Annotated in this window: 11 protein-coding genes, 1 pseudogene, 1 CRISPR repeat array and 1 riboswitch (1 of these 14 running past the window's edge); of the genes and pseudogenes, 3 read left to right on the top strand and 9 right to left on the bottom strand. The window is 67.0% G+C overall.

Translation table 11 applies throughout. From position 1 onward, the window contains the following. A CRISPR array of direct repeats spans positions 1–4,358; the repeat unit is 29 nt; unit sequence GCGTTCCCCGCACCCGCGGGGATGAACCG; it reaches 491 nt to the left of the window's first position. An 18-nt stretch (positions 4,359–4,376) separates the two neighbouring features. The 4 genes and pseudogenes from CCR84_RS16875 to CCR84_RS06200 all read right to left on the bottom strand — a co-directional run. Beyond that, positions 4,377–4,550 (bottom strand): annotated as a pseudogene (locus CCR84_RS16875) (phage virion morphogenesis family protein); the annotation flags it as partial. Between the two features lie 306 nt (positions 4,551–4,856). Beyond that, a complete protein-coding gene (locus CCR84_RS06210; RefSeq protein ID WP_201210680.1) occupies positions 4,857–5,012 on the bottom strand; it encodes a hypothetical protein in 156 nt (51 codons plus the stop codon). Positions 5,013–5,218: 206 nt separating this feature from the next. Next, on the bottom strand, positions 5,219–6,706 hold the full coding sequence (locus CCR84_RS06205) for an RNA-binding domain-containing protein (protein WP_201210610.1): 1,488 nt from the start codon (positions 6,704–6,706) through the stop codon (positions 5,219–5,221). Between the two features lie 154 nt (positions 6,707–6,860). Further along, on the bottom strand, positions 6,861–7,046 hold the full coding sequence (locus CCR84_RS06200; RefSeq protein ID WP_201210608.1) for a hypothetical protein: 186 nt from the start codon (positions 7,044–7,046) through the stop codon (positions 6,861–6,863). A 487-nt stretch (positions 7,047–7,533) separates the two neighbouring features. On the opposite strand from CCR84_RS06200, the gene CCR84_RS06195 reads away from it, so the two are divergent. Further along, positions 7,534–7,959: a BLUF domain-containing protein gene (locus CCR84_RS06195; RefSeq protein WP_201210607.1), complete on the top strand. Its 426-nt coding sequence runs from the start codon at positions 7,534–7,536 to the stop codon at positions 7,957–7,959. A 135-nt stretch (positions 7,960–8,094) separates the two neighbouring features. Further along, positions 8,095–10,851, top strand: a complete 2,757-nt coding sequence (locus CCR84_RS06190; RefSeq protein WP_201210606.1) for a cation-transporting P-type ATPase — start codon at positions 8,095–8,097, stop codon at positions 10,849–10,851. 27 nt (positions 10,852–10,878) lie between these two features. Here the strand turns inward: CCR84_RS06190 and CCR84_RS06185 are convergent, their stop codons facing one another. From CCR84_RS06185 to metX, 5 genes are all read right to left on the bottom strand, one after another. Continuing rightward, a complete protein-coding gene (locus CCR84_RS06185) occupies positions 10,879–12,180 on the bottom strand; it encodes a helix-turn-helix domain-containing protein (RefSeq protein WP_201210605.1) in 1,302 nt (433 codons plus the stop codon). A gap of 214 nt (positions 12,181–12,394) precedes the next feature. Beyond that, positions 12,395–13,138, bottom strand: a complete 744-nt coding sequence (locus CCR84_RS06180; RefSeq protein ID WP_201210604.1) for a uracil-DNA glycosylase family protein — start codon at positions 13,136–13,138, stop codon at positions 12,395–12,397. A gap of 204 nt (positions 13,139–13,342) precedes the next feature. Then, entirely contained in the window at positions 13,343–14,644 is a 1,302-nt protein-coding gene (locus tag CCR84_RS06175; RefSeq protein ID WP_242508577.1) for an AmpG family muropeptide MFS transporter, read from the bottom strand. Beyond that, positions 14,644–15,264: a methionine biosynthesis protein MetW gene (gene metW, locus CCR84_RS06170; protein ID WP_201210603.1), complete on the bottom strand. Its 621-nt coding sequence runs from the start codon at positions 15,262–15,264 to the stop codon at positions 14,644–14,646. Before metW ends, CCR84_RS06175 begins: the two co-directional genes overlap by 1 nt. Continuing rightward, the gene (gene metX / locus CCR84_RS06165) at positions 15,261–16,388 is read right to left on the bottom strand and encodes a homoserine O-succinyltransferase MetX (protein ID WP_201210602.1); all 1,128 of its coding nucleotides are present in this window, start codon (positions 16,386–16,388) and stop codon (positions 15,261–15,263) included. Before metX ends, metW begins: the two co-directional genes overlap by 4 nt. Here metX and CCR84_RS16695 point away from each other — a divergent pair. Next, complete coding sequence (locus CCR84_RS16695) at positions 16,387–16,518, top strand: hypothetical protein (RefSeq protein WP_274610784.1); 132 nt, start codon at positions 16,387–16,389, stop codon at positions 16,516–16,518. The genes metX and CCR84_RS16695 overlap by 2 nt on opposite strands. Further along, positions 16,481–16,559, bottom strand: a riboswitch (SAM riboswitch). (Overlaps the previous gene by 38 nt.) Positions 16,560–16,728: the final 169 nt, after the last annotated feature.

Here is a 16,728-nt window from a genome sequence, read left to right as displayed (position 1 = left end):
TTCCCCGCACCCGCGGGGATGAACCATTGGTATTAGCAGAGGTTATTGCATAAAAACCGCGTTCCCCGCACCCGCGGGGATGAACCGTCTGGGGAGACAACAACCATGAGCATCACGCAGCGTTCCCCGCACCCGCGGGGATGAACCGCCGGCGCACGCGACCGCGCGCTGCTGGTGACGGCGTTCCCCGCACCCGCGGGGATGAACCGGCTGTTTAAGCGCGGCTGGGGCGAGTTGGGTAGCGTTCCCCGCACCCGCGGGGATGAACCGATAATCAGCCATATATCAAGAGTGCGCCAGTTGCGTTCCCCGCACCCGCGGGGATGAACCGCAAACCGACCATCGCGGGCCGCTGCCGCGTCGGCGTTCCCCGCACCCGCGGGGATGAACCGTCGGGCAGGCGCGCGCGGCGTAGCACGATCTGGCGTTCCCCGCACCCGCGGGGATGAACCGCGTTGCGCGATGACGGAATCGAGGTCCGGCGCGCGTTCCCCGCACCCGCGGGGATGAACCGAGCCCAAGACCAGCGATTTGCTGATTCGCCAGGCGTTCCCCGCACCCGCGGGGATGAACCGTAATTGCGAGCCTTCAGCTCATGCTTCGCAAACGCGTTCCCCGCACCCGCGGGGATGAACCGATCCTGCGTGACCAGGCCGACATCGACAACCGGCGTTCCCCGCACCCGCGGGGATGAACCGCGATCCTACCGGAAGAACCGCTCCGTTCGTAGGCGTTCCCCGCACCCGCGGGGATGAACCGCGAGTTCGACGGGTGCGGCAGTGGCAGCGACAGCGTTCCCCGCACCCGCGGGGATGAACCGGCAACGGAAACGACGCCAACGATGGCCTGTCAGCGTTCCCCGCACCCGCGGGGATGAACCGCCGACCAGGCGATGGGACAGGCGTGGGCGCACGCGTTCCCCGCACCCGCGGGGATGAACCGGAACAACTCACGGAGCGCGCGCTTATCTCGAGGCGTTCCCCGCACCCGCGGGGATGAACCGATTCGATGAGACTCAGGGATTTTCGAGTCAGTGCGTTCCCCGCACCCGCGGGGATGAACCGCAGTAACACGCATTTTGCATCCTTTCATAAGTGCGTTCCCCGCACCCGCGGGGATGAACCGAGATATGGAGAGGCTTGGCGCCTGGTAGGTCAGCGTTCCCCGCACCCGCGGGGATGAACCGTACCAAATCTCGTATCTGCCGTCCGTCGTCTTGCGTTCCCCGCACCCGCGGGGATGAACCGCTGGCGATGCAGATGTACCAGGAGGGCGGCGCGCGTTCCCCGCACCCGCGGGGATGAACCGGCGCACTGCCGGGCGCGAGGCCGGACAGATCGGCGTTCCCCGCACCCGCGGGGATGAACCGTCTTTGTCGATGCTCGCCGGCCGTTGCGAGGTGCGTTCCCCGCACCCGCGGGGATGAACCGCGATCAGCCAGTCCAGCAGCTTGCCGGACGGAGCGTTCCCCGCACCCGCGGGGATGAACCGAGTTTAGGCGCGATGAGAAGCGGGGCGAATTCGCGTTCCCCGCACCCGCGGGGATGAACCGGCGTTCTTGAGTATCGACAGGATCGCCATGCGGCGTTCCCCGCACCCGCGGGGATGAACCGTCACCTCGAACGATCGAATCATGCCAATCGACGCGTTCCCCGCACCCGCGGGGATGAACCAGGATTTTCTGTTAATGCGTCTGCTTCGGCTTAGCGTTCCCCGCACCCGCGGGGATGAACCGCACATTTCACGGTTTCCGGTTCGCATAGGCATGCGTTCCCCGCACCCGCGGGGATGAACCGCCGGACCACTACGGCGAGACCATGAGCGTGCGGCGTTCCCCGCACCCGCGGGGATGAACCGGCGTGCTTCATCATGTCAGTCACGGCGCCCTGGCGTTCCCCGCACCCGCGGGGATGAACCGACCCGCGTGTGTTTAAGACCTTGGACGCTGCGGCGTTCCCCGCACCCGCGGGGATGAACCGTGCGGGAGCTTGCGGGCCTTCGCACTATTGCCGCGTTCCCCGCACCCGCGGGGATGAACCGTTGGCGGCGGTGGTTGTGCGTCTCCGTCGGTAGCGTTCCCCGCACCCGCGGGGATGAACCGGCGCCTCACACGGCGTCATGGATATAGCCTTCGCGTTCCCCGCACCCGCGGGGATGAACCGCCATAGAGCCTTGAATAACAGAACCGCCACACGCGTTCCCCGCACCCGCGGGGATGAACCGTCGGCTTCGACCCGGGCGGCAAGGATCCGATGGCGTTCCCCGCACCCGCGGGGATGAACCGCGCTCGGTCGAGTCCATCGAGAGCTCGATCAGGCGTTCCCCGCACCCGCGGGGATGAACCGGGCATCGTCGCGCTCGCGTTCTGGTTCGGCTCGCGTTCCCCGCACCCGCGGGGATGAACCGGCGGAGGCGATGGACGCGGCCGAGGCGATCGCGCGTTCCCCGCACCCGCGGGGATGAACCGGCAGCGGCCCAATGCAGTGCGGGGCGTCCTCTGCGTTCCCCGCACCCGCGGGGATGAACCGGAAACGACCATGTTCGGATTCGGTGCAGGCACGCGTTCCCCGCACCCGCGGGGATGAACCGAGATGGCGGCTGCCAGGCTGGCGGAGGAGCAAGCGTTCCCCGCACCCGCGGGGATGAACCGCCATACAGGCCGTGGGCGGCGCCGGCGAACACGCGTTCCCCGCACCCGCGGGGATGAACCGAAAGTGCGCGCGATCACGCCGCACCAGGTCGAGCGTTCCCCGCACCCGCGGGGATGAACCGATCGGTTAATCCGAGCTGCGCCTAGGGCTCGCGCGTTCCCCGCACCCGCGGGGATGAACCGGGCTTGCCCTTGTTCCACGGCGCCTGCCCCTTGCGTTCCCCGCACCCGCGGGGATGAACCGCACCCGATATTAAAACCGGCTTATACAAATCGGCGTTCCCCGCACCCGCGGGGATGAACCGACGATCTTGATGGGGGCCATCGTCGCTACTGAGCGTTCCCCGCACCCGCGGGGATGAACCGCGAACGATGGAACGGCGCTCGAGCAGGCGGTAGCGTTCCCCGCACCCGCGGGGATGAACCGGGCACCGGCAAGACGCGCACCGCGATCGGGCTGCGTTCCCCGCACCCGCGGGGATGAACCGGAAACCATGAAAGCCAGGATTACCGCCGCCGCGCGTTCCCCGCACCCGCGGGGATGAACCGGGACGGCGACTATCGCGGAAACCATGACGAAAGCGTTCCCCGCACCCGCGGGGATGAACCGCATGATCGAATTCTGGCCCCCATTGCCGGCGAGCGTTCCCCGCACCCGCGGGGATGAACCGTATATTTGATAGCTTCCAGATATCCCGCGTCTGCGTTCCCCGCACCCGCGGGGATGAACCGCCCGTATCGGACGACGGCGCAGTCATCGCAATGCGTTCCCCGCACCCGCGGGGATGAACCGACCACGGCGCACGGCGAAAACCTCAACAGCTAGCGTTCCCCGCACCCGCGGGGATGAACCGTCGAGTAGAAATTCACCGTCTGAGCACTAGCCGCGTTCCCCGCACCCGCGGGGATGAACCGCACCCGGTCGGCGCTTGCGCCGATTCGCTCTAGCGTTCCCCGCACCCGCGGGGATGAACCGGGCCTGGGCGGCGGCGAGCGCGGCCTGCAAATGCGTTCCCCGCACCCGCGGGGATGAACCGATCCTGCTGGCAGGTCGCCGACTCGGCGACGTGCGTTCCCCGCACCCGCGGGGATGAACCGGGTGCTCTCGCCAACTTCGCATTCTTTGGCGAGCGTTCCCCGCACCCGCGGGGATGAACCGGACGGGATCATCCTCGAAGAGGCGGTCGAATCGCGTTCCCCGCACCCGCGGGGATGAACCGGCGAAGGCAAGCGCGAACCTGACGCCAGCGAAGCGTTCCCCGCACCCGCGGGGATGAACCGGACCCGTGAAGCCGGCAAAGCTGTTCTCTGACGCGTTCCCCGCACCCGCGGGGATGAACCGATCGCTGAGCTGGCCGTCAAGGCGGCACAGCAGCGTTCCCCGCACCCGCGGGGATGAACCGCAACTCTTTTTGCTCGCGCCCCCACGCTCGGCGCGTTCCCCGCACCCGCGGGGATGAACCGGCCCAGCTTGTCAAAATGGCCCGCGCGATGGGGCGTTCCCCGCACCCGCGGGGATGAACCGGGCCGCATCGATGCGTGGTGCGCGGCCAATACGCGTTCCCCGCACCCGCGGGGATGAACCGTACGACGGCACGACACCGAAAGAGGCCGCGCGGCGTTCCCCGCACCCGCGGGGATGAACCGTAGTCGAGCAGCTCGCGCTTGTCGAGAACCGGGCGTTCCCCGCAACCGCGGGGATGAAACGCGTCGTGCGTGCATTCGGCGCCCAGCGTGCGCCGTCCGGGCCGGCCGCGGTGCCGAAGCGCTCTTTGGCGCGCTCCATGATGTCCTCGCCGATCGCCTGCAGGACCGGCTGCGGCTTGCCGACCTTGGCGACCAGGCCGCGCAGCTTGGCGAGGACTTCCTGGTCTTTGACTTCGACAGTGAAGGTTGTCACGGAGCATCTCCCGTGGGATGCAGTAGAATGAAAAACATAGGCGGATCGTTTCGGACGTTTTGGTCAGGGGGCGCGAAAGCGCAGCATTGGCTACCGCCTGCTCTCTTACTCGGTCTTGATGACCAGCGACACCAGCGCCAACAGACGGCTGCGCTTCCCCGCATTGATCCCCATCGATGCGCTTGTAGGCCACGATCGAATCGAGACTCCGCGCGCTCCCCGCACACGCGGGGATGAACCGAGCGTCTTCGAGTGTCGCGTCGATCAGATGCAGCGTTCCCTGCACCCGCGGGGATGAACCGGAGGTCAGCCGTCGTGCGCGCGCTTCGGAACTGCCAGCCCTGCGCCCGTGCCAGCGCGCAGGGCGGCCGCGGTGCGCCGCCCCATCAGGCGGCTCTTGGCAATGTCGCGATCTGAATCACCCTGACGCATGCGCATCAGGGCCTGTCGGTAGTGGTCCATGTCGAACTTCCTCCTGGCCATCGGTCCCACGGCAAAAAAACGCCGAGGCTACCGAATGCTCGTTGCAAAGTCCGAAATGCCCATTGCCTACTTTTCCTCGGGCGCTGGCTCCATTACGCCGATCACAAAGTGGAGACTATATGGCGGTCGCTGACAGCCGACCTCGGTCAGCCAGGAGACGGCTTCCCGTTCGGGTTGGCTTTCGGTCATTCGACAAGCTCCCAGCTGCCGCCTTTGGCGGGCCCCCGTCTACGCAGTCGACCGGCCTCACGGAGTTTGCGGATGGCTCGTTCAATGGCACTGTCCGACTTGCCCAGGCGCAGGGCAAGCTCGGGGATGGATACCCCGGGTTCCGCCTTCAGTACCTCAAGGATTCTTTCCGGGGTTTTTCCCGGCGTTTTCCCCGGCGTTTTCCCCGGCGTTTCGCGATCCTTCGGTAGAGATGCAGCCGACCAGTTCATCTCCAGCACCGTGTGGTCGAAGGGTTCGAAGCTGTCGTACAGGCGCAGTCCGTGCCCCTCGGCTTCCCAGCACGAGCGTATCTTCGGCAGGCCCGACCCGGCTCGTTCCCCCAGGTTGATGAACAGGAACATCTGGTGCAGTGTCCGGTTACGGCAATCGCTGGCACCGCCCTGTAGGACCTGGGCAAGCGGCAGGCGCATGGCGCCGGGATTGCGAAAACTGAAGCCGGACGGAGACTTCACCACCAGGACCGAGGCCCGGTCCGTGTAATCGGCATGAATCAGGCAATTGACCATCGCCTCGCGCAAGGCCTGATGCACCGGCGTATCCTCGACGCGCACGTTGTCCTTGAGCACGAACGGCACTTTCAGGTCGGCTGTCAGCTTGCGGATCACCTTGCGGAAGAAATCGTAGACATTGCCCGACCACGAACCGTCGGGAACCACCCGGTCCAGCCAGCGTGTCGTCGACTCCGGGTCGGCCGGACGCTCCTGGTAATCGAGGAAATACAGCGGAAACGCTTCGGGAAGCGCCGGCCATTGCCCGAACATCAGCAAGCCGGCTGCGGTCAGCCCGGCCTCACCGGAGCTACGATCCTCGCGCCAGCCGCCGATCATCTTGAGGAAGGTCGCATCATCCAGGGCAATCCACGGGTGCCCCGGGCGATGGACGGCAAAGGCATTGCGATAGGCGTGCAGGCTGTCGCCATCGAGATCCTGAATACCGAATCCGGTCAGGATGCGCGTGTCGCGACTGTCCTCAAGCTGCTCGGCGAGCATGCGCTTGACCGTTTCGTCGTCGCACTGGCGGTCGCCATCGTTCAGGCGCCGCCAAGTATTACCCAGGGGCTGTCCGTTCAGGAACACTGGCCGCTGCTTGCGCGTGGCGGCAGGGATGCGTACGACGAGCACCGACTTGCCGTCGATGCGTGCCTCTTCGACATCCGTATCGCTCAGCAGGTTGGCGCTGACCTTGGCGCGGTTGTTGAGCGTATTGAACAGGTCACTCCGCAGCTTGTGCGGATGTTCCAGCCCGGCGACGCTGAACCGACCGTTCTTCTCGCGCACGCCTAGCAGCACGACGCCGCCACGGGCGTTGGCCATCGCCGAGTAAGTCAGCCAGAAATCCTTCGGGATCTCGCCCTTACCGTCCTGACCCTGTGCCAGCTTGCACTCCAGTTCGTCGGTTTCGGCAAGCCGGCTCAGGTCGTCGAGGCTGTGCAGGTCGAACATCAGGCGGACTCCTCAATGATAGTTTCCGCCTGAGTCAGGCGAGTAATGGCGTCCGGGGCCGGTTCCCGGTCACGGGGCGGAATGCAGCCGACCTCTGTCAGGCAGGCGATGGCTTTTCGTTCGAGCCGGGCTCCGGTCATGGAGGCCATTGATATCAGCGCGCTTTCTTCACGGACCCAAACGTAGCCTGTGTTTGCGGTGAGTCAGTGACAAGCTTGCCATTGAGGGAGTACCAGTTGGGTATCCCCCGTTGCCGATTCCGGGTTTGCGCCTCGCGCACGGCTTGATTGCCGATGCGCACCAACTCCGCCGACCAGCTTTCCGTGTTAGCTGTTTTCATGTTCTCCGCCGCGAATAAGAGCCCGAAAGGCCCCATTGTCTGGTTATCCTAGACTCAATCTGCATGGCTGCCTTCCGTTTCGCGCTCGATGTCCGCCAAAGATAGCTGGCCGGAGATCAGGCGGTGGAGCAGCGTGCCGCTGAGGGTGACGAGGGTCTGGGCCTGTCCGTGATTTGAGGTGATTTTCTGCCGGAGGAAGCGCCTCTCCAGCCCGACCCGGCTGCGAACGACAGCGACGCCGGGATGATCCCGATGTCGTGCCGCTGTCTGCGCCGGAAGAAGTCCCGTAGCTTATACCGGGAGGCGAAGCGGTGACCACCCGGCGAGCACGGCCAACTGTCGGGAACTTGGCGATGAGGACTACTTCCCCCCAAGAGTGCGAACGGCGCCACGGCAAACGCTGCATCCGGCGCCTTGCGCGAACCACTGTCCTCGATCCGTGCTATGTTCGTCCCGGTCAAGAAAACCTCCGCAAGGCTCTCCAAGCATGGCACTCATCCATCTGATTTACGTGAGCTCGGCAACCGCAGCGTGCGACGCAGCCGAACTCGAAAAGATCCTCGTCGCCTCGGCGCGCAACAATGCGCCCTTGCAGCTGACTGGAATGCTGCTCTACGCACAGGGCAATTTCATGCAGGTGCTCGAAGGCGAAGAGGCGGCGATCGACCAGATCTATTCCCGCATCGTCAAGGACCCCCGCCACACCGACGTCTTCGTGATCGAGCGCGAACCGATCGAGCAGCGTTCTTTCGACCAGTGGAGCATGGGTTTTCGCCGTCTCGGCGCGACGGAGGCGCTGGCGCACCCGGCCTACGCGCCCTTCTTCGAGCGCGGTTTCGACGCGGCGAAGATCGGCGCCCATCCCGGCCTGGCGCTGGACATGCTCAAGGAATTCAGCATCGACCAGCGCTGACCCGGCGCGCACTTCGTCACGCAGCTCGTCGCCGCCGGCCGCTGGCGGAGACATTTTCCGGCTTGATGTATGCTCTCCCTGTGGGGCGGCGTGCCGCCTGTCACGGCGCTGGCGCCGACCTCAGGGGAGACGACGATGCAAGACTGGCATGCGCATGAACTGGAGCGGGTGAGCACCGACGTCGGGGTCGACCCGGCGCATGGACTCGACGAGGCCGAGGCGGCCAGCCGCCTGCAGACCTGGGGCCCGAACCAGCCGCGGCAACGTCCGGGGCCCGGACCGTTTGCCCGCTTCGTCGCACAGCTCGCGCAACCGCTGGTGCTGGTGCTGATCGTCGCCGGGGTGGTGACCGCCTTCCTCGGCGAGTGGGTCGATGCCGGCGTGATCCTCGGCGTCGTCCTCGTCAATGCGGTGCTCGGCTTCGTCCAGGAAGGCAAGGCCGAGGCCGCGCTCGCTGCGCTCGGCCGTGCCATCGCCACCGAGACGACCGTGCTGCGCGGCGGCGTCCAGCGCCGCGTCGATTCGATCGAACTCGTCCCCGGCGACGTGATCGTCCTCGCCGCCGGCGACAAGGTTCCTGCGGACCTGCGCCTCTTCCACGGCCGCGAACTCGCCACCGCCGAGGCGGCGCTGACCGGCGAGTCGACGCCGGTGTTCAAGAATACCGAGGCGCTGCCCGTCGATACCCTGCTCGCCGACCGCAAGAACATGGCCTACGCGGGAACGCTGGTCGTCTCCGGCGCCGGCGCCGGCGTCGTCGTCGCCACCGGTGACCGCACCGAGACCGGGCGCATCTCGCAGCTGATCGCCGAGGCGGCGGACATGACGACGCCGCTGACGCGCAAGATCGGCAGCTTCGCGCAGCGCCTGCTGGTGGCGATCCTGGCGCTGGCCGTCCTCACCTTCATCGTCGGCGTCGCCCGCGGCGAAACGATGATCGACATGTTCATGGCGGCGGTCGCCCTCGCGGTCGGCGCGATTCCCGAGGGGCTGCCGGCGGCGATGACGGTGACGCTGGCGATCGGCGTCGCGCGCATGGCGAAGAGGCGCGCGATCATCCGCAAGCTGCCGGCGGTGGAGACGCTCGGCAGCACGACCGTCATCTGCTCCGACAAGACCGGGACGCTGACCGAGAACGCGATGACCGTGCGCGAGCTGTGGGCGGGCGGCGACTCCTTCGACGTCAGCGGTGCCGGCTACGCCTGTGCCGGCTGCATCGCGCCTGCCGAAGTGGCTGACGGCAGCGCTACGGAAGCGACGGGCGGTGACGCGGCAGCGATCGGCGGCGCGCTGCGCGAGACCCTGGTCGCCGGCGTCCTCTGCAACGATGCGCGGCTCTTGCGCGGCGACGAAGCCGGGGGCGATGCGGCCGTCTGGCAGATCGTCGGTGACCCGACCGAGGCGGCGCTCCTGGTCGCCGCGCACAAGGGCGGGCTCGACGACGCGACGCTCAACGCGGTCTTCCCGCGCATCGATGCCCTGCCCTTCGATTCGGCGCGCCAGTACATGGCGACGGCGCACGAGGTCGAAGGCGAGCGCATCGTCTACCTCAAGGGCGCGGTCGAGAAGCTCCTGCCCGCCTGCGCGACGATGCTCGACCGCGACGGCCACGCGTGCGCGCTCGACGGGGCGGCGATCGAGGCGGCCGCCGCGCGCATGGCCGGCGAAGGACTGCGCGTTCTGGCGATGGCGCGCGCGCAGCTTGGCCGGGGCGTCGCCACGCTCGAACACGGGAACGTCGCCGGCGGTCTCGTCTTCGTCGGCCTGGCCGGCATGATCGACCCGCCGCGCGCGCAGGCTGCCGCCGCGGTGCGCACTTGTCATGCCGCTGGCGTGCGCGTGAAGATGATCACCGGCGACCATCCGGGAACCGCGATCGCCATCGCCCGTCAGCTCGGCATCGCCGCAGCAGCTCCTGCGAGCGCAACGGGGACGTTCGGCGCGGTGCTGACCGGGCGCGAACTCGCCGCGCTCGACGACGAGGCGCTGCGCCAGGCCGCGGGCGAGGTCGACGTCTTTGCCCGCGTCGAGCCCGAGCAGAAGCTGCGTCTGGTGCGCGCATTGCAGGCCAACGGCGAGGTGGTGGCGATGACCGGCGACGGCGTGAACGACGCGCCGGCCCTGAAGCAGGCCGACATCGGCATCGCCATGGGCCAGGGCGGTACCGAGGTCGCCAAGGAAGCGGCAGCGATGGTGCTCACCGACGACAATTTCGCGACGATCGAGGCCGCGGTCGAGGAAGGTCGCGGCATCTACGACAACATCGTCAAGTTCATCACGTGGACGATTCCGACCAACGGTGCCGAGGGCCTGGTCATCCTGGTCGCCGTCTTCGCCGGTACCGCGCTGCCGATCACCGCGCTGCAGATCCTCTGGATCAACATGACCACCGCGGTGCTGCTCGGCATGATGCTCGCCTTCGAACCGGCCGAAGCCGGGATCATGCAGCGCCCGCCACGACCCCCCAAGGCGCCGATCCTCGACCGCGTGCTGCTCGGCAGGACGCTCCTGGTCAGCCTCTTGCTGCTCGCCGGTTCCTTCGGCCTGTTCGAGCTGGCGCTGCGCGATGGCCGCACGCTCGAGGAAGCGCGCACGCTGGCCGTCAATGTCTTCGTGCTCGTCGAGACCGTCTATCTCTTCAACTGCCGTTCGCTGGTGCGCCCGTTCTGGACCGTGCCGGCGTTCTCCAACCCCTGGGTGTGGGCCGGCAGCGCGGCGATGCTGGCGCTGCAGCTGATATTCACCTACGTGCCGGCGTTCAACCGTGTCTTCCAGACGGCACCGATCGGGCTCGCCGACTGGGCCGCGCTCGCCGGCTTTGCCGTCGTCTGCATGATCCTCGTCGAGATCGAGAAGATGTGGCGCTCGGGCGCGTCGGCGGCTTGCCGGTGAGCGTGAATGACGACGGCTGGCCGCTGCTCATCGCTCCAGGGAGGGGCCGTGAGGCACGATCTGTCGAGCCGGGTCGCCGTTGGCCTTCGCGCCCGGGGGATGGATTCTCCGCCTGTCTGTCCATCCGCTGCTGCGTCGGTCTGCCTCCAGGGCGCTGTGCCGCTCCGCCTGCCTTTCAGCGGAAACATCGATCAACACCATGCGGCATTCCGCGCATGCTTCGTCGCTGATGGCTTCGATTCTTACGCGCAGCTGCGGACGCCTGTCGGTAGGCAGCAGTGAAATTTCGCAGGTCTGCTTGCTTGTCCCTTTGAGCGTCTCTGCCAGGAAGCGCTTGAAAGCCGGCAAGTCTTCCGGCGTGACGGCGGCTGCGAAGTGCGGGAGTTCCCTTTGCGAGCGCCTGACGCCGAGCAGAATCGCTGCTGCCAGGTTGAGGTCGATGATCGAGCCTTGCGCATCCAGCGTCAGATAGGCTACCGGCGCAAAATCGTAGAGGTCGGCGTAACGATCGCGCGGTGCATCCGTTTCGACCTGGGCGCCGCGCAGTGCCGACCTTGCCTGCGCTTGGGCATGCCGGCTTGCTGCGGACGGATGCGCGCGGGCTCTCGCGCCAGTCTCGGGCGCCAGGACCAGCAGGCGCTCAAGCTCGTGTTTCACCACCGAGTAGCATTCGCATGCACGGGCTTCAAGGCCCTGCCGATCGATCACGGTGAGATGACCTCGACTGTACCGAATCAGCCCCGCAGCCTGCAGTTTCCCGGCTGCCTCGGTCACCACTTCGCGGCGCACTCCGAGCATTCTCGCGATCAGTTCATGGGTCACGTCGAGCTGATTGCCCGGCAGGAGATCCAGGCTCTGCAAGAGCCAGCGACACAACTGACGGTCTACGGTATGGCGGCGGTTGCACATCACGTTTTGCGCCAGCTGCGTCATCAGCGCCTGGGTGTGGCGCAGTGCCAGTGAGCGCAGCTCGCCGCCCTGTTCGAATTTCCGGCGGATCGTCTCGGCAGCGATCCGGTAGGCTTGGCCGGCGCTCTGCACGACGGCGCAATGGCTCGTCGCGTGGCCGCCAAGCACCACGGGGATGCCGACCAGGCCATCGTTGCCGATGGTCGCCAAACCGGTCGGCACGCCCTTCCCTGCGGCAAACAGCAGCGAGACGACGCCGGTGGTGGGGAAGTAGACATGCTCCGGGCGGACGCCATGTTCATAGAGGGTCTGGCCACGATGCAGGTCGACCGGTTCGAGATCACTCAGCAGCCGACCATATCGGTCGGCAGGAAGCGCCGCCAGAAGACGGTTCCTGGTCGGGTCGTCGGAAAATGTCATTGACAATAATTCCCCTCCTGCAAACAAGAACAATGGCATAATCCGGGAAGATCGAGCGCAGCGCAACACCTTTTCAGGGGGCGCTGGTCGCGATCGTTCGGCGAAGCTTGCGGGAAGGAGAATTCGCGCGGACACCTCCTGCCGCACGCATGCTTGCGGTGCGACCGCCCCTGCGCCGCTGCGTGAGCCGGTCAAGCTCGCAGTGATTGCGCGCCTACGACCAGACGCCGAGTTCGTACAGTTGGCGTGTTGCCGTCCCCGCCCAGTCGCGGTTGGCGGCGGGGCTCGCCGGGCTCGGGTGCAGGATGCGGCCGATGCGCAGCTTCCTCCCGGCCAGCGCCTCACGCGCGCGCGCCTCGGCGAAGGCGCCGATGCCGATCAGCCATTCGGGCTCGAGGATGTCGACGACCTGGCGAACGTGCTCGTCGCAGGCGGCGTTGAGCGCCGCCGTTTCCTTCGCCGGCAGCTTGTCCGGGGTCAGGTTGCGGCCGCCGTCGAAGAAGGCGAGCGGGCACCAGTTGGCGACGAAGTGCTCGGCGAAGAACGCGTCCGCGCTGCCGAAGCGCTCGCGGAACAGCCCCCACAGGCGGCGGCCGCTCACCTCCGAGCGCGTGCAAGCGAAGCCCTCGACCGGCTTCTTCGGGTTCTCGTTCGCCGGCTTGCCGACCGGCGCCTCGATGCCGAGCCAGTCCCGGACGAGCGCGACCTCGCCGAAGGGAACTCCGCACTGCACCATGCCGAAGGGGCCGGGGTTCATGCCGAGGAAGACGACGCGCTTCTCGCCCGTCCCGTAGCGTGCAAGGTAAGCCGCATGCGCCTCCCAGGCGTAGGCGAGCGGGTTATAGACGTGGGTCGCCGACGACGAGAAGTCGAGCGCATCCACCGCGGCGGAGAGCCGGCGGGCGGCGTCGATCAGGGATGCGGCGGTATGGGTGGCGACCTGTGCAGGGGTTGGCATTTCAGGAATCATTGAAGGGAACGTGGAACAATTTCGGGAAACATCGGCTGAGCTGATCTGCCGAAGCCGCCGTGATCAGCAGCCAGTCATCGCGAGCCCGTAGGGCGTGGCGATCCAGTGCCTGGGGCTGTGATCGGGTCGCCCGAGCTGGCGAGGCCGCGAATTCAGTCAGTCCGGGACGAATTGGGGCATCAATCTGTTCTCCTATCCCAAACGCGCAGGTTCCGCCGCATGCCACGGCGCCACCTTGAACAGCAGCACCATCCCCGGCAGCGCGAGCAGGGTGCACAAGAGGAAGAAGGCGAACCAGCCGAGGCCGTCGACCAGCCAGCCGGCCGAGGCATTGACCAGCGTGCGCGGCACCGCGGCGAGGCTCGTGAACAGCGCGAACTGCGTCGCCGTGTAGGCGGGGTGCGTGGCGCGCGCGATGAAGGCGACGAAGGCGGCGGTGCCGAGGCCGACGCCGAGCGCCTCGAGGCCGATCACCAGCGCCAGCGACCAGCGCTCGCCGGCGCCGATCTCCGGCTGCGGACCGAGCCAGGCGAGCCAGGCGAAGCCGAGGATCGAAACCACCTGGACGACGCCGAACAGCCACAGCGCGCGGTTGATGCCGAGCCTGACCATCCACAGCCCGCCGGCGAGCCCGCCGATCACCGCCGGCCACAGTCCGGCGTTCTTGGCGATGAGGCCGATGTCGGTCTTGGTGAAGCCCATGTCGAGGTAGAACGGCGTCGCCAACGCGGTGCACAGCGAGTCGCCGAGCTTGTAGAGGAAGATGAAGGACAGCGTCAGCAGCGCGCCGCGGACGCCGGCGCGATCGATGAATTCGCGGAAGGGCTCGACCACCGCCTCGCGCAGCGTCTTCGGTGCTGCGCCGATCGACTGCGGTTCGCGGATGGCGAGCGCCATCAGCATGCCGGGAATCATGAACGCGGCGGTGATCCAGAACACCTCGCCCCAGGGCAGGCGGTCGGCGAGGATCAGCGACAGCGACCCGGGGACCAGCCCGGCGACGCGGTAGGCGTTCACATGCACCGAGTTGCCGAGGCCCAGCTCGCTTTCGCCGAGCAGTTCGCGGCGGTAGGCGTCGAGCGCGATGTCCTGCGTCGCCGAGAGGAAGGCGAGGATCGCAGCGAGCCACAGCACCGGGCCGATGTCGTCGTGCGGCGACAGCCCACCCAAGCTGCCGATCACGAGCAGCAGGCCGACCTGCGTCGCCAGCATCCAGCCGCGGCGGCGGCCGAGCTTGGGTAGCGCGAAGCGGTCGAGCAGCGGCGCCCAGAGGAACTTCCAGGTGTAGGGAAACTGGATCAGCGCGAAGAAGCCGATCGTCTTCAGATCGACGCCCTCGCTCCGCAGCCACGCCGGCAGCAGGTTGATCAGCAGGTAGAGCGGCAGGCCCGAACTGAAGCCGGTGAAGATGCAGATCAGCATCTTCCGCGAGAAGAGCGCGCGCTTCCAGTCCTGCGCTGAAGACGCCTCGGCAGGCTGCGCCGTAACCGCCATCAGCGGGCGCGGCCGAGCCGGTAGAAGACGAGGCTGCCGTTGAGGTTGGGGTCTTCGGCGACCGGCTCGCCCTGGTCGTCGAAGGCCAGCCGCTCGCGGATCTCGATGCCCATCTTCGCGCACAGTTCCTCGAAATCGACCAGCGTGAAGAAGCGCACGTTCGGCGTCTCGTACCACTCGTAGGGCAGGTTTTCCGAGACCGGCATGTGCCCGGCGTTGATCGCCGCGCGGTTGGCGCGGAAGGCAAAGTTGGGGAAGCTGACCACCACTTCGCGGCCGACGCGCAGCATCTCTTCGAGGATGTGCTCGGTGCCGTGCATCGCCTGCAGCGCCTGCGAGATGATCACGTGGTCGAAGGAGTCGTCCTCGAAGCCGAGGAGGCCGCGTTCGATGTCGATCTGGATCACGTCGACGCCGTTACGGATGCAGCCGAGCACGCGCTGCGCGTCGATCTCGACGCCGTAGCCGCTGACGTTCTTGGTTTCGCGCAGGTAGCGCAGCAGCGTTCCGTCGCCGCAGCCCAAGTCGAGCACGCGCTCGCCGGGCGGGATCCACTCGGCGATGACCGCGTAGTCGAAACGCGCTTCGGCGTCGGCGGAATACGAGGGAATCGGGTTCATGCCTCGATGTTCTCCAGGTAGGCGCGCAGCAGCGCGTGGTAGTGCGGGTCGTCGAGCAGGAACGAGTCGTGCCCGGCGGCACAGTCGATCTCGGCGTAGGCGACGCGGCGGCGGTTGTGCAGCAGCGCCTCGACGATCTCGCGCGAGCGCGCCGGCGAGAAGCGCCAGTCGGTCGAGAAGCTGGCGACGAAGAAGTTGGCGCGCGCCCGCGCCAGCGCCGCGTCGAGGCTGCCGTCGAAGTCGTAGGCGGGGTCGAAGTAGTCGAGCGCCCGGGTCATCATCAGGTAGGTGTTGGCGTCGAAGAAACCGGCGAACTTGTCGCCCTGGTAGCGCAGGTAGGACTCGACCTCGAACTCGACGTCGTAGTTGAAGCGGCGCTCGCCGTGACGCAGCTGGCGACCGAATTTCTCGCCCATCTGGTCGTCCGACAGGTAGGTGATGTGGCCGATCATGCGCGCCAGACGCAGTCCGCTGACCGGTACCACGCCGCGCTCGGCGTAATGGCCGGCGTGGAAGTCGGGGTCGGAGAGGATCGCCTGGCGCGCGACCTCGTTGAAGGCGATATTCTGTGCCGAGAGCTTCGGCGCCGAGGCGATCACCAGCGCGTGGCGGATGCGCTCGGGGAACTGGATCGACCACGCTAGCGCTTGCATGCCGCCCAAGCTGCCACCGATCACCGCTGCCCAGGCGTCGATGCCGAGCAGGTCGGCGAGGCGCGCCTGCGCGGTGACCCAGTCCTCGACCGTGACCAGCGGGAAGTCGGCGCCGTAGCGGCGGCCGGTGAGCGGGTTGGTCGACAGGGGGCCGGTCGAGCCATGACAGCCGCCCAGGTTGTTCACGCCGACGACGAAGAACTTGTTCGTGTCGAGCGGCTTGCCCGGGCCGACCAGGTTGTCCCACCAGCCGAGCGTCTTCGGATCGTCGCCATAGACGCCGGCGACGTGATGGCTGCCCGAGAGCGCGTGGCAGACGAGTACCGCGTTGCTGCGCGCGGCGTTGAGTTCGCCGTAGGTTTCATAGACCAGATCGAACGCGGGCAGCGAGGCCCCGCTCTTGAGCAGCAGCGGCGACGCGAAGTGCGCGCGCTGCGGTGTCACGCTACCGACGGAAAGGTTCTTGGACATGAGCGAAATCGCGTTGTTTGATGCAGGTTGGTCTGCAGGGCCGCTTTCCGGAAAAGCCGTGGCCGGAAAACAAAAAGCCCAGCCGGCAAAAGAGCGGACTGGGCTGCCCCGCTTTAGCCGTATTTGTTGAGCGCCCGCAAGCTGATCGGTCAAATCGGCGCTATGGACGAAACTTAATCCGCGCTGCCGCGGATGTCAATCGATGCCGCCCACGGGTACGGGGCGCCGCCGTCGGGGGCGGCGCAGCCTGCAGGACGCTCCGACAGCCGTCAGCCAAAGAGGTTCAGGCCTGCCTGCCCTCACACGAGACAGCCATGTGGGAGGGCAGGCGTGTCCACTT

Origin of the sequence: Rhodocyclus purpureus (genome assembly GCF_016653115.1) — a bacterium.
GTDB lineage: Bacteria > Pseudomonadota > Gammaproteobacteria > Burkholderiales > Rhodocyclaceae > Rhodocyclus > Rhodocyclus purpureus.
Note: the sequence above shows the minus strand (reverse complement) of the source record. Positions and strands in the feature narration are given on the sequence as shown.